This window comes from Rhodococcus sp. BP-241, from assembly GCF_019836145.1.
Taxonomy (GTDB): domain Bacteria; phylum Actinomycetota; class Actinomycetes; order Mycobacteriales; family Mycobacteriaceae; genus Rhodococcoides.
In genome coordinates this window covers 344,076-362,574 of the sequence record NZ_JABUEI010000003.1, presented here as the reverse complement: position 1 = coordinate 362,574, position 18,499 = coordinate 344,076, and the positions used below count along the sequence as shown (strand labels likewise).

General features: G+C 70.4%; 16 protein-coding genes. 4 read left to right on the top strand and 12 right to left on the bottom strand.

Going from position 1 to position 18,499, the window contains the following annotated elements:
* Nucleotides 1–294: 294 nt before the first annotated feature.
* Complete coding sequence (locus HQ308_RS08120; RefSeq protein ID WP_037183902.1) at nt 295–924, top strand: hypothetical protein; 630 nt, start codon at nt 295–297, stop codon at nt 922–924.
* Here the strand turns inward: HQ308_RS08120 and HQ308_RS08115 are convergent.
* Genes HQ308_RS08115 through HQ308_RS08095 form a run of 5 tightly spaced genes read right to left on the bottom strand, consistent with a single transcriptional unit; the run spans nt 872 to nt 7,047 of the window.
* On the bottom strand, nt 872–2,191 hold the full coding sequence (locus HQ308_RS08115) for an MFS transporter (protein WP_308115718.1): 1,320 nt from the start codon (nt 2,189–2,191) through the stop codon (nt 872–874). The two genes, HQ308_RS08120 and HQ308_RS08115, sit on opposite strands and share 53 nt — an antisense overlap.
* Complete coding sequence (locus HQ308_RS08110; protein ID WP_222646103.1) at nt 2,185–3,963, bottom strand: ABC transporter permease subunit; 1,779 nt, start codon at nt 3,961–3,963, stop codon at nt 2,185–2,187. Before HQ308_RS08110 ends, HQ308_RS08115 begins: the two co-directional genes overlap by 7 nt.
* A complete protein-coding gene (locus tag HQ308_RS08105) occupies nt 3,960–5,453 on the bottom strand; it encodes an ABC transporter substrate-binding protein (protein WP_261775849.1) in 1,494 nt (497 codons plus the stop codon). Before HQ308_RS08105 ends, HQ308_RS08110 begins: the two co-directional genes overlap by 4 nt.
* A 35-nt stretch (nt 5,454–5,488) precedes the next feature.
* Nucleotides 5,489–6,265 (bottom strand): ABC transporter ATP-binding protein, encoded by a 777-nt coding sequence (locus tag HQ308_RS08100; protein WP_307095153.1) that lies wholly within the window; start codon nt 6,263–6,265, stop codon nt 5,489–5,491.
* A complete protein-coding gene (locus tag HQ308_RS08095) occupies nt 6,262–7,047 on the bottom strand; it encodes an ABC transporter ATP-binding protein (RefSeq protein ID WP_222646102.1) in 786 nt (261 codons plus the stop codon). Before HQ308_RS08095 ends, HQ308_RS08100 begins: the two co-directional genes overlap by 4 nt.
* A 210-nt stretch (nt 7,048–7,257) precedes the next feature.
* On the opposite strand from HQ308_RS08095, the gene HQ308_RS08090 reads away from it, so the two are divergent.
* The 3 genes from HQ308_RS08090 to HQ308_RS08080 all read left to right on the top strand — a co-directional run bounded on the left by HQ308_RS08090 (nt 7,258) and on the right by HQ308_RS08080 (nt 10,959).
* Nucleotides 7,258–7,539 carry a DUF1490 family protein gene (locus HQ308_RS08090; protein ID WP_056447595.1) on the top strand — a complete coding sequence of 94 codons (282 nt, stop codon included), beginning with the start codon at nt 7,258–7,260 and terminating at the stop codon, nt 7,537–7,539.
* Nucleotides 7,540–7,640: 101 nt separating this feature from the next.
* Nucleotides 7,641–9,755 carry a cation-translocating P-type ATPase gene (locus tag HQ308_RS08085; protein WP_222646215.1) on the top strand — a complete coding sequence of 705 codons (2,115 nt, stop codon included), beginning with the start codon at nt 7,641–7,643 and terminating at the stop codon, nt 9,753–9,755.
* Nucleotides 9,756–9,765: 10 nt separating this feature from the next.
* Nucleotides 9,766–10,959: an acyl-CoA dehydrogenase family protein gene (locus tag HQ308_RS08080; protein ID WP_027503983.1), complete on the top strand. Its 1,194-nt coding sequence runs from the start codon at nt 9,766–9,768 to the stop codon at nt 10,957–10,959.
* A gap of 4 nt (nt 10,960–10,963) precedes the next feature.
* Here the strand turns inward: HQ308_RS08080 and HQ308_RS08075 are convergent, their stop codons facing one another.
* The 7 genes from HQ308_RS08075 to HQ308_RS08045 form a co-directional block, all read right to left on the bottom strand.
* Nucleotides 10,964–11,383, bottom strand: a complete 420-nt coding sequence (locus HQ308_RS08075; RefSeq protein ID WP_222638235.1) for a ChaB family protein — start codon at nt 11,381–11,383, stop codon at nt 10,964–10,966.
* A gap of 86 nt (nt 11,384–11,469) precedes the next feature.
* Nucleotides 11,470–12,297, bottom strand: coding sequence for an MBL fold metallo-hydrolase (locus HQ308_RS08070; protein WP_222646101.1), 828 nt, complete (start codon nt 12,295–12,297; stop codon nt 11,470–11,472).
* 42 nt (nt 12,298–12,339) lie between these two features.
* Nucleotides 12,340–13,200, bottom strand: a complete 861-nt coding sequence (locus HQ308_RS08065) for a cyclopropane mycolic acid synthase family methyltransferase (RefSeq protein WP_222646100.1) — start codon at nt 13,198–13,200, stop codon at nt 12,340–12,342.
* Nucleotides 13,201–13,422: 222 nt separating this feature from the next.
* Nucleotides 13,423–15,186, bottom strand: a complete 1,764-nt coding sequence (locus HQ308_RS08060) for a DUF3553 domain-containing protein (protein ID WP_222646099.1) — start codon at nt 15,184–15,186, stop codon at nt 13,423–13,425.
* Nucleotides 15,187–15,237: 51 nt separating this feature from the next.
* On the bottom strand, nt 15,238–16,896 hold the full coding sequence (locus HQ308_RS08055; protein WP_222646214.1) for a phospholipase D family protein: 1,659 nt from the start codon (nt 16,894–16,896) through the stop codon (nt 15,238–15,240).
* A gap of 59 nt (nt 16,897–16,955) precedes the next feature.
* Nucleotides 16,956–17,537 (bottom strand): isopentenyl-diphosphate Delta-isomerase, encoded by a 582-nt coding sequence (gene idi, locus HQ308_RS08050; protein WP_027503978.1) that lies wholly within the window; start codon nt 17,535–17,537, stop codon nt 16,956–16,958.
* 51 nt (nt 17,538–17,588) lie between these two features.
* Nucleotides 17,589–18,491, bottom strand: coding sequence for a sucrase ferredoxin (locus HQ308_RS08045; protein WP_222646098.1), 903 nt, complete (start codon nt 18,489–18,491; stop codon nt 17,589–17,591).
* Between the last annotated feature and the right edge of the window lie 8 nt (nt 18,492–18,499).

Here is an 18,499-nt window from a genome sequence, read left to right as displayed (position 1 = left end):
AGGTTGTCGTAACGGGTCAATGACCTGCGGTTCGTTCTCGGGCCTCGAAAAGGGCACATCCGTCGCACGTCACCGATTTCGGGGCGGAATCCACTTTTTGCTCGGGAAGCGGGACAATAAGTGTGTGGATTCGTCGTCCGGCGAGTCCGTGGTCTGTTGGTCGGGGCGCCGGACGGCGATCCGACAACTCTGTCCGAGAGGTGTCCGATGTCGACGACTCTGCTCGCCCCCACCCGCCTGATCACACAAGGGAGCACGCGCCTTGCAGATCGTGATAGTGGGACCGTTCTGGTGATGAGTTCCCCGTCCGCCGATCGTGGGCTCTGGGACGAGTACCTCGCCTGCGCCACGCGGTCCTACGAGCGCCACGGAGTGGGCGTCGCGCTCGACGTCGAGCGCGTCGCCGACGGTGCGGACACCGCTGTGTTCTACGCGGCCGTGGACCGTGCGGGGCAGGTCGTCGCCGGCGTCCGCGGCCAGGGCCCGTACCTCAGCGTGGACCAGTCGCACGCTCTGGTGGAGTGGGAGGGCAACGCCGCTCGGCCCGACGTCGCGGAACTCATCCACGGTCGACTGCCCGCCGGTGTCGTGGAGATGAAGACCGCGTTCGTCTCCGCGGACGCCGAGCATCCCGGTGCGCTCTCCGCACTGCTGTCCCGTACGGCGCTGCCCACCATGGTCTTCACGGGCGCCCGGTACGTCATGGCCACGGCGGCCGATCACGTGCTGCGACGGTGGGAGTCCGGCGGCGGCCGCGTGGCCGAGAACATCGCCCCGGCCGCGTACCCCGACGAGCGCTACCGGACCCGCATGATGTGGTGGGACCGGTTCTCGATCATGGACGACGTGACCGAGGACGTGTGGGCACGCATCACTCGCGAGACGGAGGTGCTGACGGGCCGCGATCTGGTTCTGGCGGCGTGATCGCCGGGGTCACCGGTACCAGTCGGCGAGCCACCGAGCGCAACGTCACTGCCGCCGCGAGCGGCAGGACCGCCGCGGCCGCCCACGGAACCGCCTCGCCTGCAGGCGTGTCCGGCATCGCGTCGATGATCGCGCCGAGCGCGACCGACCCCACGAGCACCCCGACCCCGCCCAGCGAGGCCAGCAGACCGTAGTACGAGCCCGTGCTGCGCTCCCGCGCCATCCGCGGGACCAGGTCGCGCGCGAACGGCATGGCGATCATCTGACCTGCCGTCAGCAGCACGACGAACGCGGCGGGCCCCACGAGCCCTGCGGCACCCTCGGTGCCGAGCAGTGCGGCCACGGCCGCCGCGGCGAACGCGGTCGCCATGACGGCGAAACCCAGTGGGAGCACACGTACCAGCGGGAACCGGCGCAGTGCTCGGGTCACGCTCATCTGCCCGGCGACGACGAGTGCCGACGCCGCGGCGAAGAACCATCCCAGTGGTGCCTGCGATCCCCACACCTGCTCGACCCGCAGCGGCAGCAGGAGATAGAGCTGGTTGTACGCGACGAGCTGCGCGCTCATCGCGGCGGCGAAGACGAGGAACAGACGGTTGCGGGCGATCTCCCGCCAGTCGTCGAGCCAGGAGTCCGTGGTCGACTCGGCGCGTCGAGCTGGCAGCAGCACCACGTGCGCGAGCGTGATGACGACGAAGACCCCGGCCGCGACGAGGCAGGTCAGTCGGAAGTCCACCGCGAGCAGCGCGGAGCCCAGCAGCGGACCGGTGAACGCGCCGATCTGGCCGAACACGGTGAACAACGCGAACGCGTCCAGGCGGGACTGGCCACCCGCGCGTTCACCCTCGCCCGCTTCCAGCGCCACCGCGCTCTCGACGGCCGGCGAGAACAGCGCCGCGGCCACGCCGGTGAGCGCCGTGGCTGCGAGGACGGCCGGAAGGCTCTGGGCCAGAGCCAGTCCCACGAATCCGAGGACGCGCAGGACGCAGCCCGTCAGCACCACCGGTTTGACGCCGAGGCGGTCCGCCAGCGTTCCGCCGACGACGAAGAGTCCCTGCTGCGAGAACGTGCGGACTCCGAGCACGACACCGACCAGCGCGGCGCCGAGACCGAGGTCGGACGTCAGGTGCACGGACAGGTACGGCAGCACCATGAAGAAGCCGATGTTGAAGGCCATCTGCGTGAGGACGAGCAGTCTCACGGTGGGCGTGGCCGCACGGAGGTCGTGCCAGGGGAGCACTCGACCGCGGCGAGACGCCCTCAGCACGCGGAGACCGGGGTGGGACGGTCGGCCTGCGCGGCGGGACCGTCGGTGGACCGACGCCCACGGCGGGACCGGACGGCACTCGACAGCGACACCGCCGTGACCGACAGCAGAACGAGGCTCACCAGGGGCGCGAGGGCCACCCAGGGCGCCCGCTCCACCGTGGACACCCCGTCGGCCAGCACGAGACCCCAGTCGGGACTGGGTGGTTGCGGTCCGAGTCCCAGGAAGCCCAGGGCGGCGAGTGCCAGGGCGATACCCGGCAGCCGCACCACCCCGTGACGCAGAACGGCCGGACCGACCGCCGGGAGCACCGACCCGAACAGCACGCGCAGTCGACCCGCGCCGAGGGTGGGCAGGACGGCGACGTACGGCCTGGCCGCGACCTCGGCCGACAGTGCTGCAGTGTGCGCGGCCAGGGGTGCCCACGAGACCAGCAGGACAGCCACGGCTGCCGCCGCGGCGCCGGGGCCCACGACGGAGGCGACGATCACGCCGGCGATGACCGGTGGCGCGGCGTTGGTCACCTCGATCGGACCGGTGAACACCCGCGCCGCCGAACCGAGAACCAGACCCACCAGCACACATCCCAGTGCGACCGTCGCGGACACGGTGACGGTGTGCGCCGCACCATGAGCGACGCGGGCGAGCACGTCGCGTCCCGACGCGTCGGTGCCGAAAGGATGCGCGAGGGACGGTGGCAGGAACTTGCCTCGCGTGGTGGCGAACGGGTCGCGGGGCAGGCCGACGAGCACCATGGTGCCCAACGCACTCGCGGCGACGGCGGGCACGACGAACGGGAACCGACCCGCGGCGACTCGAGCGGTGGGTACCGGGACGGCGTGATCGTGCACCGACCGGCCGAGCAGTGCCCGGCGGGCGGCCTGCGCGGCCACACCGATGAACACGCTGACCCCCATGAGCAGCAGGATGTCGGCCTGCAGCGCCGGAAGGTCCTGCGACTGAGCGTGTCCGAGCATCGATCGTCCGATCCCGGGGATGGCGAAGACGCGTTCGACCGCGACCGCTCCACCGAGCAGACCCACCATCACGAGGGCGATCTGGGACGTGAGCGACGAGGCCGCGCGACGCAGCACCGCACGGGCGAGCGTGCCGCGGTCCACGTCGGCGACCGTCCACGTGGTCACCCATGCCTCGGTGAACGACACCGACACGGCATCGGCGAGCAGACGGCCGAGCAGCCCGCCGGCCGGGAGACCGAGTGCGAGAGCCGGGAGGATCGCCGAGGTCGGGCCGGTCCAGCCGTAGGACGGGAGCGACAGCCACACGCTGCCGACGATCACCGCGACGGACGCCAGCAGGAACTCCGGCACCGAGGTGAGAACCGAGGCGCCGACACCCGACGAGCGGGTGGGACGCCCCCGTAGCCCGGCGCGCAGTGCCGGAGCCACGATCACCGTCCCCACCGCACAGGCCACCGCGAGGGCGAACCCCATCAGGGTCGTCGAGACGGCGAGCGCGTCGAGGGCGCCGGGAAGGACGGGCCTGCCGGTGTTCCACGACGTGCCGAGATCGCCCCGCAGAACTCCGCCGAACCACCTGCGCAGCAGTGTGATCGGACCCGCATCGAGTCCCAGATCGGCGCGGATCGCGGCGAGTGCGGCGGGTGTCGGCTCCTGGTCCGCGGAGCGCGCACGCAGGATCGACAACGCCGGGTCGCGGCCCGACAGCCACGGCAGCAGTGCGACCACCACGATCACGCCCGCGACGGACAGCAGGCGAGAGGCGGAGACGAGGACGCGGCCGGACGTCATCCGGCCGTGGTCTCGGTGGTGACCAACATCCGTTCCCGCGGATCGCGCGCTGCACCCGACACCGACGCGGCCTCACCCTGCACGACGCGCTCGTGCAGCATCGGCACCACCGCATCGCGCTCGAGTATCAGCCGCTCCGCCTCGAGGACGGCGGCTCGGCGCGCTGCTCCCGGCTCGGTCGCCGAGGCGGTGAACAGAGCGGCGTCGACGGCGGGGTCGCAGAACTGCGCGATGGTGAAGGAACCGGCGCAGGCGAAGTCGGAGTACAGGTAGGCGACGGGGTCACCCGAGTCGAGCACGGTCGCCCGCGACAGGACGAACGCGTCGAACGCGCCGGCGAGAGCATCGGCCTCGATGAACTGGTACTCCCGGACCACCTGCTCCACCACGAAACCGCGGGCCTCGAGCTCCTGCTGCAACAACACCGCGACCTCGGGCAGTTCCGCGCGATCGGTGAAGGTGCCCAGGGTGATCCGTCGCCCCGCGGGATCGCCGGCCGGGGCGGTCGTGCGTGCGGGCCGGTCCGCCGTCCACGGCAGGGCGGGACCCAGCAGTCCGCGGGCCACGTCGGCGCGGTTCTCGTAGACCTGGTCGACGAGTCGATCGGTGTCGACGGCCTCCCGCGCTGCGGCGCGCATCGACGGGTCGGCGAAGGCGCCCGTCCTGTTGTTCAGGTAGAGGGTGTTGGTGCGCGGCATGGGCACCTCGTGCACGAGAGCCGGATCGACCAGCGCCGCCTGCGACACCGGCACCGCCTCGACGATGTCGGCGGTACCGTTCCGCAGCGCCGCGGCCCGGGCCGTGCCGTCGGGGACGAAACTCACGTCGATGCCCATGGCCTTCGCCGGACCACCCCAGTAGTCGTCGTTGCGATCGAGTGTCGCCGTGGACGTGCCGTCGACGGCGGTGAGCACGAACGCACCGGTGCCGTGTCCGACGGGATCGACGGGACCACCGCCCGCGTACGCGCCCGGCGAGAGGATGGCCAGCTGGGGGCTCGACAGTCGTTGCGGTACCAGCGGATCCACCGTCGCGGTGCGCACCGTCACGGTGTCCGTGCCGTCCGCCTCGACGGTCATGTCGACACCGTCGAGAATGCGGGGCTTCGGCGAGGCGGTGGTGGCCGCGGTGAGTGCGGTGACCACCGCGGCGGCGTCGAGCGGCGTCCCGTCGTGGAACCGGACGTCGGGCCGCAGGTCGATGCTCCAGGTCGTGTCGTCCACGCGAGTCCATGCGGTGGCGAGGGCAGGCTGTGCTTCGCCGAGATCGTCCAGTACGACGAGGGTCTCGGCCGTCGACCATCGGGACAACTTGAAGGCGTCGTCGCTCAGCGGGGTCAGCCCGGAGCGCGGCGGCTGCAGCATCGCCACACGCACTCGGCCGCTCCCGTCGTCGGCGGACGGTGATGCCGCGAAACAGCCGGACAGCGCGAGCACCGACACGGTGAGAACGGCGGAGAGGGGCAGCATTCGGCGGGGGGACCGCATCATGGGCATTCTTTCGAGGGAAGGTCGGACGGAACGAACTACAGGTGCGCGCGGACGGGAAGACGCGGTACCGCATCGACCAGGGCGCGGGTGTGGGTGTGCTGCGGGGACCCGAGAACCGTGGTGGTGCAGCCAGTCTCGACGATCACGCCGTCGGCCATGACCAGAAGACGGTCACTCGTGCGGGCGGCGACGGCGAGATCGTGCGTCACCAGCAGCGACGCGGTGCCGTCGCGGTCGCACACGGTCTCGAGGACGTCCAGGACGAGATCTCGCAGGGGCAGGTCGAGTCCACTGACCGGTTCGTCGGCGACGAGGTAGCGGGGTCGGCACGCGAGGGCGCGAGCGATGGCCACCCGTTGTCTCTGGCCGCCCGAGAGCTCACCGGTGCGGGCGCCGACCATCGACGCGGCCACCTCCACCGAGTCCAGGGCCGCGAGGGCGCGAGCGCGGTGATCGCCCTCGCACCGCAGCCACCGCAGCGGTGCGGCGACCGAGTCGAGCACGGTGCGACGCGGGTCCAGTGAGGAACCGGGATCCTGCGGAACGTACTGCACCTCGCGGCGGAACCAGCGGGTCGAGCGGGCCGTTCCCGGCCGGATCGCGGCGCCGTCGAGTGTCACCTCGCCGGAGTCGGTCGTCTCCATCGCCAGCAGCATCCGGAGCAGGGTCGACTTGCCCGAGCCGGAGGCGCCGACGAGTGCGATTCGCTCCGAGGGCGCGAGGGAGACGGTGACGTCGTCGACCGCGAGCGTGTGTCCGTCGTACCGGCGCGTCAGTGCGCGGCCGTGCAGACCGGGAGATCCCGACGTCACGATGCGACCGGGGCGGAGTGCAGCGCCGCGTCGGCGGACCGTGCGCGCGAGACGAGCCTCGCCGTGACGGGATGGCGCGGTGCTGCGAGAATGTCTGTGACGGTGCCTGTCTCGATGATCGTTCCCCGGTCGGCGACCACGACGCGGTCGCAGAGAGAGGCGGCGACGGCCAGGTCGTGCGTGACGAACAGCAGGGCGGGTCCTCGATCGCCGCCGGTCGCGGCGCCGAGAGTCGCGACGACGGTGCTCTGGCTGACCACGTCGAGTGCCGTGGTGGGCTCGTCGGCCACGATCACCGGGGCGTTCGAGGCCAGAGCCATCGCGATGCAGACACGCTGACGCTGCCCGCCGGAGAGCTGGGCCGGACGCGCTGCCGCGATGCGCTCGGGATCGGTGAAAGCCATGCCCCGCAACAGTTCCTCTCGGTCGGCACGTCGCCGACTCGCCTCGCCGCGATGGCGCAGTGCGAGATCGAGCTGCCGTCCGACTGTGAGGAAGGGGGCGAGTGCGGACGACGCGTCCTGGAAGACCATCGCCGCCCGGGCGTCACGGGGGCGGCGGGGGACGGGCGTGCCCGCCACGTCGTGACCACCGATGCGCACGTGACCGGCGACGACCAGGTCGGGAGGAGTGACGCCGACGACGGCGGACGCGATCACGGATTTCCCGGAGCCGGACGCGCCGACCAGTGCGACACGGTGTCCCGCAACGACATCGAACGTGATGCCGGTCACGAGCGTGGTGACGCCGACCCGGACGGTCAGGTCCTCGACCTCGAGCACGGTGGTGTTCCTCCGCCTTCTGTCGATACTGATAATCGTTGTCGTCGAGACAGTAGGGGTTCGTGACGATGGGGGCAAACCGGCCGACGTCGCCCGTCCGATCCGACAACGGTTGTCGGTAACGCTATGATCGCTGCACGTCGTCCTCGCAGGCGATCCACCGTCACCGATCCGCAGCTGCTCGCAGTGCGGTGCAGAGGGAGTCCCACCATGATGTTTCCCGTCATCGCCAAGGCGGCGTCCACCGTCGTGACCGGGGTCGTGGGCGTCGCGGCCTACAACGGTGTGAAGAAGGTCGTCGAGCGTGCACCGCTGCGCGAGGCTGCCGTCCGGGTCACCGAGGTGAGCCTGCGGGGGGTGCGCAAGGCGGAGGTCAAGGCCGAGTCCGCCCGTCTCGCGGTCTCCGACGTGGTCGCCGAGGCGAAGGATCGCATGGGTGAGGAGGTGCGGCCCCCGGCCGCGTCCGACGTCGGTCACGGCCACGACCACTGAGCGCCGACGTGAGCACCGCGGTCGCCGCTCGCACGGACACCGATCCCGCCGAGACGCCGACACCCGCAGCACCCGAGGTCCTGTCCCACGGCGCCGGCAGGATGCGCGTCCGACTCGACTGGATCGCCGGCAGTGACGTCCGCGCGGTCGCGGTCGAGGACTTTCTCGACGCCGTTCCCGGTGTCCGCGCCGTGCACGCCTTCCCTCGGACGGCGTCCGTCGTCGTCTGGTACTCCCGCTCCCGTACCGACGCCGCGTCGGTGCTGGCCGCGCTGACGGCCGTACCCGCGGCGACCGCGCTCACGCCGGGCCAGGCCGCGGTGCGCACACCACGGTCGGCAGACGTCGGTACCGGCGAGCTGCTGCGCATGACGGTGGGCGGAGCGGCCCTGGTCCTGCTGGGCCTGCGCCGGTACGCGCTGCGCCGACCTCCCGTGCTGGGCCCCACCAGTCGGCTCGTCGCCACCGGGGTCACCGTCTTCACCGGCTATCCCTTCCTGAAGGGCGCCGTGCGGTCCCTCACGGGAGGCCGCGCGGCCGGAACGGACGCCCTGGTGTCCGCGGCGACGGTCGCGAGCCTCGTCCTGCGTGAGAACGTCGTCGCCCTCACCGTGCTGTGGCTGCTGAACATCGGCGAGTACCTCCAGGAGTTGACGCTGCGCCGCACCAGGCGTGCCATCTCGGATCTGCTCAGCGGCACCCACGACACCGCGTGGATCCGGACCGATGACGGTGCCGAGGTCTCCGTGGACATCGACTCGCTCGAGGTCGGCGACGAGGTCGTGGTGCACGATCACGTCGGAGTCCCGGTCGACGGCACCGTGATCGAGGGCGACGCCGTCGTCGACCAGTCCGCCATCACCGGCGAGACGCTGCCGGTCACTGTGACCGTGGGGACCCGGCTGTCGGCCGGATCCGTCGTGTTGCGCGGCCGCGTCGTCGTCCGCGCGTCGGCCGTGGGTCGCGACACGGCGATCGGCCGCATCATCGCCCGGGTCGAAGAGGCGCAGGAGGATCGCGCGCCCATCCAGACGGTGGGCGACAACTTCTCCCGTCGCTTCGTGCCCGCGTCGTTCCTGCTCTCGGCCGCCACGCTGCTCGTCACCCGTGACGTCCGCCGGGCCATGACCATGCTGCTCGTCGCGTGCCCGTGCGCGGTCGGTCTGTCCACCCCCACCGCCATCAGCGCTGCCATCGGCAACGGTGCCCGGCGCGGAATCCTCATCAAGGGCGGGTCCCACCTCGAACAGGCAGGCCGTGTCGACGCCGTCGTCTTCGACAAGACGGGAACGCTGACGGCCGGGCGCCCGGTGGTGACCAACGTGATCGCGTTCCACGACGCGTGGGAGCCGGAGCAGGTGCTCGCCTATGCGGCCAGCTCCGAGATCCACTCTCGGCATCCGTTGGCGGAAGCCGTGATTCGCAGTACCGAGGAACGTCGCATCGAGATTCCACCGCACGAGGAGTGCGAGGTGCTCGTCGGGTTGGGCATGCGGACCGTCTCGGACGGCCGGACGCTGCTGCTGGGCGGTGCGTCGCTGCTGCGCAGAGAGAACGTCGAGGTCTCCGAGGAGGCGTCCGACTGGGTGTCCCGTCTGCAGCACCGTGCCGAGACGCCTCTGCTCCTCGCGGTCGACGGCGTGTTGGTCGGGCTGGTCAGTCTGCGCGACGAGATCCGCCACAACGCCGCCGAGGTACTGCGCGCGTTGCGGGCCGACGGTGTGCACCGCATCGTGATGCTCACCGGGGACAACCCGGCCACGGCCGCCGCCGTCGCGGCCGAGCTCGGTATCGACGAGTGGCGCGCCGAGGTCATGCCCGAGGACAAGCTCGACGTCGTCCGCGCCCTGCAGGCCGAGGGCCACATCGTCGCGGTCGTCGGCGACGGCACCAACGACGCGCCGGCGCTCGCGGCCGCGGACATCGGCATCGCGATGGGCGCCGCCGGGACCGACGTCGCGGTGGAGACCGCGGACGTCGCTCTCGCCGGGGACGACCTGGCGCGACTGCTCGACGTGCGCGCGCTGGGGCGGCGCTCGGTGGCCGTCATCCGCCAGAACTACGCCATGTCGATCGCGGTCAACGCGATCGGGCTGGCCGTGAGTGCCGGCGGAGCGCTGTCACCGGTACTCGCGGCGATCCTGCACAACGCGTCGTCCGTCATCGTCGTCGGAAACAGCGCGAGACTCATCGAGTACAGGCCCGGATCCGGGTAGGTTCGACAGGATGACGACCACCGCACCGCGCACCACCGCAGCACCCGTCGGACCACTCGATCTCTTCGCCGCCGACTCCCTGCTCGACGAGGACGAGCGGGACATCGCGGCCACGGTCCGCGCGTTCGTCGACAAGCGGCTCAAGCCCGAGGTGGGGGACTGGTTCGAGGCCGGCACGCTACCGCGGGAGATCGCTCGCGAGTTCGGCGGCATGGGTCTGATGGGCATGCACCTCGAGGGGTACGGCTGCGCCGGGACCAACGCGGTGAGCTACGGCCTCGCGTGCATGGAACTCGAGGCGGGTGACAGCGGGTTCCGGAGTTTCGTCTCCGTGCAGGGCTCGCTGTCCATGTTCTCGATCCACCGGTACGGGTCGGAGGAGCAGAAGCAGGAATGGCTCCCACGTCTCGCCACCGGGGAGGCCATCGGGTGTTTCGGACTGACCGAGGCCGACTTCGGTTCCAACCCGTCCGGGATGCGCACCCGTGCGCGACGGGACGGCGACGACTGGATCCTCTCCGGCTCCAAGATGTGGATCACCAACGGCACCCTGGCCGACGTGGCGACGGTGTGGGCGCGGACCGACGAGGGCTTCCGTGGGTTCGTCGTGCCCACGGACGCACCGGGATTCGCCGCGCACGCCATCGGTAAGAAGCTGTCGCTCCGCGCCTCGGTGACAGCGGAACTCGTCTTCGACGACATCCGGCTTCCGTCGTCGGCGATGCTGCCCGGTGCCACCAGCCTCGGAGCTCCGCTCTCCTGCCTCAACGAGGCGCGGTTCGGCATCGTGTTCGGCGCTCTCGGCGCAGCGCGGGACAGCCTCGAGACCGCCATCGCGTACGCGAATTCTCGCGAGGTGTTCGACCGGCCGCTCGCGAGTTTCCAGCTGACGCAACAGAAGCTGGCCGACATGACCCTCGAGCTCGGCAAGGGGTTCCTTCTCGCCGTCCACCTCGGCAGGATCAAGGACCGCGGTGAGATCACGCCGGATCAGGTGAGTCTGGGCAAGCTCAACAACGTCCGCGAGGCCATCGCCATAGCCCGCGAGTGCCGCACGATCCTGGGCGGTAGCGGCATCACTCTGGAGTACTCACCTCTGCGGCACGCCAACAACCTGGAGTCCGTGCTCACGTACGAGGGGACCAGCGAGATGCACATGCTGTCCATCGGTAAGGCGCTGACGGGACAACAGGCGTTCCGCTGACCTGTCACCGCTTCTTCGCGGTCTGCTTCCTGTTCTCCTTGTCGATGGCGTCGACCAACTCGTCCTTGGTCATCGTCGAGCGGCCGTGAACGTCGAGGTCGCGAGCGACCTCCTCGAGATGCTTCTTCGACGCGTTCGCGTCGACGCCGCCCGCGCTGCGGCCCTTCGGATTCGGGCCGCCGCTCTCGGCGCGCTCGTCGGAGGGGCCTTTCTCGTCCTTCGGCTCCCAGTGGTCGCCCACCTTCTCGTAGCTGTGCTTCAGCGAGGAGTAGGCGACTCGGTGCGCCCGCTGCTCGTCGTCGTATTCCTCCTCCGCGGAGTCGAGTGTCTTCGCGAAGGTGCGCTGCGCCTTCTCGTCCGATTTCTGCAGGGTGGAGGGCAGCTCCGACTCGATGGGCTTGCCGTCGTCGTTCGTGGTGGGCACGACTGCCTCCTTCTCTCGGGTCCTGACGTCGGGTCTCGTGTCCAGGTGGCCTACCCGCGTCCCGAGACGCGAAAACCCTGCCGACCTCACCGTCTCAGCGGCACCGTCTCGCCGCGCCCGACGTAGGTGATGCGGTCACCGAGACCTCGCGCGCGCATCTCGCGGGAGAAGTCGGACAGGGGAGAAGCGAAGACACCGTAGTCGTCGACATGCACGGGCAGTACCTGCGCCGGGTCGACGAGCTGCATGGCGTCGGTGCCCTGGCGGCCGTCCATCGTCACCATCGCTCCCCAGCGCGGGTTCTGCCCGAACGGCAGGGTGGTGCCACCGAGGTGCACGACACCGGTGTCGATGTCCGGATAGCGCGTGGGGATCTCCCGAAGCTCGTCGACCATCAGGGTGTCGCCGGAGACGTACACGCGCAGGTCGACGGTGTCGGACTCCGCGGATCCGAACTCGAGCATCGTGCCCATCACCGGCGGAAGCACCCGCAGACGCTGTGCCCAGACGGGGCCGTGCCGACCGGGCATCGCCGTGATCGTCACGACCTGCTCTCCGACTCGCAGGCGTCGTGATTCCCACGTCGACAGTCCGGTCGCCGCCTCGAAGCCGCGACCGGTCAGTTTCGAGGCAGCGTGACCCGTGGTGAACACCGGCAGCGACCGGTCGAGCCCGCTCTGTGCGCGCCGGTCCCAGTGGTCTCCGTGCATGTGCGACAACACGATCGCGGACAGCGGTGGCAACTCGTCGATCGAGACGGCCGGATCGAGACGGCGTGTGGAGAACAGACCGTGACCGAGATAGGCACGCTCGCCGGCGTGCAGGAAGTTCGGATCGGTGAGCAGCGTGATATCGCCGTAGCTCACCAACCCGGTCGCGTTACCGATGAACGTGTAGCTGCCGTGGGAGACCATGCCGGCGGCTTCCCTGCCGACATGGTCCCAAACGACCTGGTTCTACTTGGACAGCGTGAACTGCATGATGTCGATGGTTCCGCGGCGGAACTGCTTCGCACATCCGCCGAGGTACTTGATGTAGCGCTCGTAGACCTCGTCGCCGGCGATCGCGATGGCCTCGTCCTTGCGGGCCTCGAGGTTCTCCGTCCAGATCTCCAGCGTGCGGGCGTAGTGCTGCTGCAACGAGTGCACCCGGTCGACCGAGAACCCGACGGACGTCGCGCGTTCCTGGATGGTGCCCGGGCGCTCGAGCTCCCCGCCGGGGAAGATCTCCCGGAGGATGAAGCGCATGAAGACGGCGTCGCGCTTGTCGACGGCGACACCCTTCTCCTCCAGATCGTCCAGTCCGTAGCCGACGATGGTGTGCAGCAACATGACTCCGTCGGAGGGGAGCAGCGAGTGCGCCTTCTCGAAGAACGGGACGTGGCGCGCGCGACGGAAGTGCTCGAAGGCGCCGATGCTGACGATTCGATCGACCGGCTCGTCGAACTCCTCCCAGCCCTGCAGGCGTACCTCGGCCTTGCGGTCGCCCGTGAGGTCGTCCAGACGGGACTGGACGCGTCCGAACTGGTGCTCGCTGAGCGTCAGGCCGACCACGTCCACATCGAACCGCTCGCGGGCGCGGATCATCGCGGTTCCCCATCCGCAGCCGACGTCGAGCAGGCGCATGCCCGACTCGAGGCCCAACTTGTCCAGGGCCAGATCGATCTTCGCGAGCTGTGCCTCCTCGAGCGTCATGTCCTCGCGCTCGAAGTACGCACAGCTGTACGTCCACGTGGGGTCGAGGAAGAGCGCGAAGAAGTCGTCGGACAGGTCGTAGTGCGACTGAACGTTCTTGAAGAAGGGCTTCAGGTCTGTCATGTGGTCTAGCAACCTCACACTCGACGGGCAGGAAGGAGCGACGGCACACCCTCCCCCGGGGGATGTCTGTCATGCGCGAATCTACGGTCTTCCCAGTCGATCCGCGCTCGGAACCGCCAGGTCGACGGGCTAAACGAACCTGCGGTCCGAGTCTCGCGCGTCCGTCGTGGTCGGTCCCGGTTCTCGGCTCCCGCAGGTCGTCGAAGGTCCGTTTCGAGGCTGTCACTCGGCGATGTCGCGCTCCTCCAGGATCGTGGTCGCCAGGGTGCGGTAACCGTGTTCGGGAAAGTGCACGGTGACGCGGTCCGCCTCGGCCGACACCACGTTCCCCGCGCCCCAGTCGCGGTGATGCAGCGTGTCGCCGGGCTGGTAGCTCGTGTCACCGCCGTTGACGTCGGACTCGGCCGCGGTGCCGGACTCGCAAGTGTCGCACCGACCGCAGAGTTGCTCCGTCACCTCGCCGAGGTACTCGAGGAGCACCTGTCGTCGGCATCGCCGCGTCTCGGCGTAGGTCCGCACCATCTCCACCCGCGATCGCGCCGCCGTCTCCTGCCGGCGAGCCGCCTCCAGTGCGCGCTCGACGGCCTCGGTCGTCGAGAGGCTGCCGGGCACCCACCCGGCGTCCGTGTGGTGCACGGCGTCGACGTGATCGAGCAGCTCCAGGGCGGTCTCCACAGCGCGCGGTGACAGGTCGGGCAATCCCGTGAGCGACTCGGTCGACATCGGTTCCGTGGCGGACCGCAGCGCCCCCTGCACCGCCTCGAGCGCATCTCGGCGCGGTCGGCGAGTGGCGAAGAACGACGGCAGCCCCAGGTCCTCGGCGCGAAAGTGCAGGACGGCAGCGGCGTCCGCACCGTCGCGACCGGCGCGGCCGAACTCCTGGTAGTACCGCTCCAGCGAATCGGGCGGTGCAGTGTGGACGACGAACCGGACATCGGGCTTGTCGATGCCCATCCCGAACGCCGACGTGGCCGCGACGACGTCGACCGTCCCGGCCGCGAACGCCTCGTGCGCCTCGTCGCGCGCGGACCGTGCGAGACCGGCGTGGTACGCGAGCGCTCGGAGGCCGCGCTCCGCCAGCAGAGCCGCGAACTCCTCCGCCTGCGCGCGAGTGGCGGTGTACACGAGACCGGTTCCGGCCTGCCCGTTTGATTCCGACCGGCCTCCGGCCTTCCCGCCTGATTCCGACCGGCCTCCGGCCTGCCCGCCTGATTCCGACCGGCCTCCGGCCTGCCCGCCGGACTCCGACCGGCCTCCGGCCTGCCCGCCCGACTCCGAGCGCTGGACGACATCGTCCACGGCCGCCCGGAGTGCCATGTCCGCGTCGTGGTGCCGGACGACGGACAGCCGGATCTCGGGCCGATCGAAGGAGCCGACCACCGTCAACGGATCGAGCATGCCGAGGCGCGTCGTGATCTCGTCACGGATCGGCGGGGGAGCCGTCGCGGTGACGGCGATGATCGGCGGGCGTCCGATCGCCTCGGCCACGTGACCGAGACGAAGGTAGGCCGGACGGAAATCGTGGCCCCAGGCAGCGATGCAGTGGGCCTCGTCGACGGCGACGCACGCGACGCCGAGTGCGCGCAGCCGATCCTGCACCTCATCCCGCGAGGCTGATTCCGGCGTCAGGTAGACGATGGTCGCCTCACCGCGAGCGAGGGACTCCCACGAACGCTCGTTCTCGGTGTCGCTCTGCTCGGAGTGCACCGCGACCGCCCGCACGTGTGTCGACCGACGACGCAGACCGTCCACCTGATCGCGTTGCAACGCGATGAGCGGGCTCAGGACGACGGTCGGCCCGTCGAGCAGCGACGCGGCGACCTGATAGATGGCCGACTTGCCGAAACCGCTCGCCAGCAGTGCCAGCACGTCTCGTCCGGACACGACGGCATCGATCGAGTCACGTTGTCGCGGATGCAGTTCGGCATGACCGAGCGCCCGCGCGGCCGCATCGATGTCGGGCGGTGGGACGGTGTCGGGGCTCACGAACGCCCAGGTACCCGCGAGTGGGCGTGCGAATCCTGCGCGGCCGCACCGTCAGAAGCGGCGCGTCAACCGCAGCCGCAGTGGTCGGCCGTCGGGGTCGACCACCAGCCGGTAGAGGAGCGAGAACACCCGCTGCTTCCACAGCGGCGGCACCTCGATGGCATGCATGCGCAACCGTCCCCGCGGGCGATCACCGTCGCGGCCCCCGTCGTGCCACGCGTCGAGCTCGCTGACCTGCTCGGCGACCGCGTCGAAGCAGTCGTCCGGGTCGAGGAGGTCGGCGACGTCGGCGTCCGCGCCGCTCCCACGGGACAGGTGTTCGGCGAGGAGCTCGAGGCGGAGATCTCGGGCGAACACCCGCGCACCGTCACCCAGGCCACCGGGATCGACGGGCTCGCGCGCATCCCGCTCCTCGTCGACCACGGCCGCCGTGAGCTCCGAATCGTGCGTCCAGGAGCGGCGATTGAAGTTGTCGCTACCGACGGCCGCCCACACGTCGTCGACGATGCAGACCTTGGAGTGCACGTAGACCGGCACGCTGTCGTCGTTTTCCACGTCGAGGACGAGCACCCGGTCGGCGCCCGCGTCGCGTAGTAGGTCCAACGCGGCGGCGTGACCCAGGAGCGACGGCGGGATGGTCATCGCACTGTCGTCGTCGAGGTGCCGGGGTACCACGATGATCATGCGGAGCCGGGGCGAGCGCCGCAGCGCACGCGCGAAGACCCGCGCGACGTCCACGGACCACAGGTACTGGTCCTCGATGTAGATCAGGCGCTCGGCGCGACCGAGGGCTTTGGCGTACGCACGGGCGGCGCTGCGCTCGCCGTCCTGCGCGAACGGGTAGGACGGTCGGCGACGCGGGTAGGTGCGGAGCAACTGCACCGAGCACGTTCCCGTCGCCTCCGGGTCGGGGAGGGCAGCGGGCAGCTCGGACGGCTCGCGCCGGTGCCGGCGGACGACGTCGCTCACCACGTGCCACGGCAGCCGCGACAGCGCCGCCGGATCCTCCCAGCGCTCCCGGAAGGTGTCCTCGACGTCGCGCACGGCCGGACCGCGCATCTCGAGTTGCAGGTCGTGCCAGGCGGGGGTCTCCCCGTACTCCGGCGGAAACGGTCGGCTCAGGGCATCGCCGTGATGGTGCGCATCGTCGCGTCGCGACCGGGCCAGATCGATCCCGCCCACGAAGGCGACGTTGCCGCCGGGCCGCGACGCGGAGCGCATCACCACGAGCTTCTGATGATGGGACCCGAAGGCCAGAACGCGCTGATCGAGAACGCACTCACCGCCCGCGTCCTCGAGCGCGGTCGCGAGGGCACTGTTCTTGCCGCCGGTGTATCCGAGGCCCTCCGCGTGCGAGCGCCACAGCAGACCTCGGACGACGACACCGCGCGAAGCGGCACCGGTCAGCGCGTCCTCGACCGTCGGACCGCGGTCGGTGAGCACCTGCTCCGGGTCGCCGCGCCAATCGGTGAACAACACCAGATCGTCCGGTTTCGCGTCGGCCAGGTGCTCGTTCAGCACGCGGAAGTAGGTGTCGCCGTGCACGAGAGCGACGCAACGGTTGCCCTCCGTCCAGGCGCGGATGCGAGTGTCCGGGTTGGCGCGCTCCTCCGCGGACAGGAACCAGGGATGCGTCTCGTCGTCGAAGTCGATGTCGGCGAAGATCGACGACCGACCCAGAGCGTTCGAGATGCGGTCGACCGCCGTCATCAGCACGTTGGCGCGCGGTGGTGCACCCGTCTCGACCGCGCGTCGTCCCGACCCGTGCGTCACGCGACGCGTGCCGCGGGTGGGAGGGACTCGGTGCCGCCGGTGGGCCACGCCAGAGGGTCGGAACCCAGGGCGTGCAGCTGACGGACCTGGTCCTGACACCACGGCGACAGATCGCTCTCGCCCGCCAACACGGTCGCGACGAACTCGTTCCACGGTTCCCAGCGGTAGTCGGCCACCTCGTCCGGTCGCGGATCGACGGTCCTGTCGTCGTGCAGGACGAGGAACACCGGGCAGATCTCGTACTCGACCACGCCGTTGTCCATCACGGCGCGGTACCGGAACGACGGGAGCACCGGAGCCGCGCTGTCCGCACCGATACCCAGTTCGTGATCGAGGCGCCGCAGAACCGCGGAGTCGAGACGCTCACCCGGCGCGGGGTGTCCGCAGCACGTGTTGGTCCAGATTCCGGGCCAGGTGCGCTTGTCGTGCGCCCGCTGTGTCACCAGGACCTCGCGCTCGCGGTTGATCACGTAGCTCGAGAACGCCAGGTGCAGCGGTGTGGCGTCGTGATGCACAGTGGCCTTGTCGTGGGTGCCGATGGCACGGCCGTCCTCATCGAGCAGTACTACGAGTTCCACACGTGTCCCTTCCGGATGTACGACCGGCCTCCGGTCCAGAGTAGTGGTCGCTCAGCGGGGCCGAGACGGGCGGACGGACACCACCTCGTGGGTGCGCACCGGCCCGGCGACGCGGGCGTGGCACGTGGTGAGGATCGGCGCCGACCGAGACTCCTGGAGGACCACCTCGACGGTGTCCCCGTGGTGGTCGAGGAGGACGTGTCGCCGACCGTCCGGGCCGGGAGCCTCCGACAGGGGATGCAGGGTGTCGATGGCGAAGTCCTGCAGGACGGTTCGTGCGGCGTGCTGGGCCACCTGCACGGCCCCCGAGAGCGCACTGCGGCCGCGCAGGAACTCCGGGGTGACGAGTCCGTCGTGGTGGCGGCGCAGGATGCGGACGACGTCCGCGTCGTCGACGTTGCCGTAGTAGAGACCGTGCGGCAGGACGATCATCGTGCCGGCGAACCGGTCGCCACCGAGGTGCGAGCACTCCCACACCTCGCCGGGGTACGCCGACACGGCCGGGGCGAGGATCGTGCGACCGCGGACGGCGCAACAGCGGTCGTGCCTGCCGTGGGTGCACACGGCCACGATGGTCTCCGTCGACGCGGTACCCGACGATCCGTCGAGCGGGACGTCGAGCAGTTCGGCCGCGTCGGACACCTCGCCCCGGTGCACGCTCTCGTGCCCCGGCCGTGCGTCCACCGACGCCCACCGCCACCGGCCGCGGCCTCGGCGACGGCCGGGCTCCCGGACGGCGAGGGGGCGGAACCCGGCACTCTCGATGCGGCGCACCAGCGCTCCACCCAGTACGGGATCGAGGACGGACGAGGAATCGAGGAACGCCGACGGGCCCCAACTTCCCGCGACCTCGACGAGGAACCATCGTTCTCCGCGAGAACCGCTTCCCGCCAACGTGTCTCCCCGATCACGAGCATTGTCGCTGCACGGGCGCCACGCCGCGGTGGTGCTCACCGGCGTCG

Excerpts from the sequence above, each read along its gene's own strand:
- HQ308_RS08070 (WP_222646101.1), bottom strand. The coding sequence starts at position 12,297 with ATGGTCTCCCACGGCAGCTACACGTTCATCGGTAACGCGACCGGGTTG.
- HQ308_RS08055 (WP_222646214.1), bottom strand. The coding sequence starts at position 16,896 with ATGACGGCGGTCGACCGCATCTCGAACGCTCTGGGTCGGTCGTCGATC.
- HQ308_RS08105 (WP_261775849.1), bottom strand. The coding sequence starts at position 5,453 with ATGATGCGGTCCCCCCGCCGAATGCTGCCCCTCTCCGCCGTTCTCACC.
- HQ308_RS08120 (WP_037183902.1), top strand. The coding sequence starts at position 295 with ATGAGTTCCCCGTCCGCCGATCGTGGGCTCTGGGACGAGTACCTCGCC.
- HQ308_RS08065 (WP_222646100.1), bottom strand. The coding sequence starts at position 13,200 with ATGACAGACCTGAAGCCCTTCTTCAAGAACGTTCAGTCGCACTACGAC.
- HQ308_RS08090 (WP_056447595.1), top strand. The coding sequence starts at position 7,258 with ATGATGTTTCCCGTCATCGCCAAGGCGGCGTCCACCGTCGTGACCGGG.
- HQ308_RS08080 (WP_027503983.1), top strand. The coding sequence starts at position 9,766 with ATGACGACCACCGCACCGCGCACCACCGCAGCACCCGTCGGACCACTC.
- HQ308_RS08085 (WP_222646215.1), top strand. The coding sequence starts at position 7,641 with ATGCGCGTCCGACTCGACTGGATCGCCGGCAGTGACGTCCGCGCGGTC.
- HQ308_RS08110 (WP_222646103.1), bottom strand. The coding sequence starts at position 3,963 with ATGACGTCCGGCCGCGTCCTCGTCTCCGCCTCTCGCCTGCTGTCCGTC.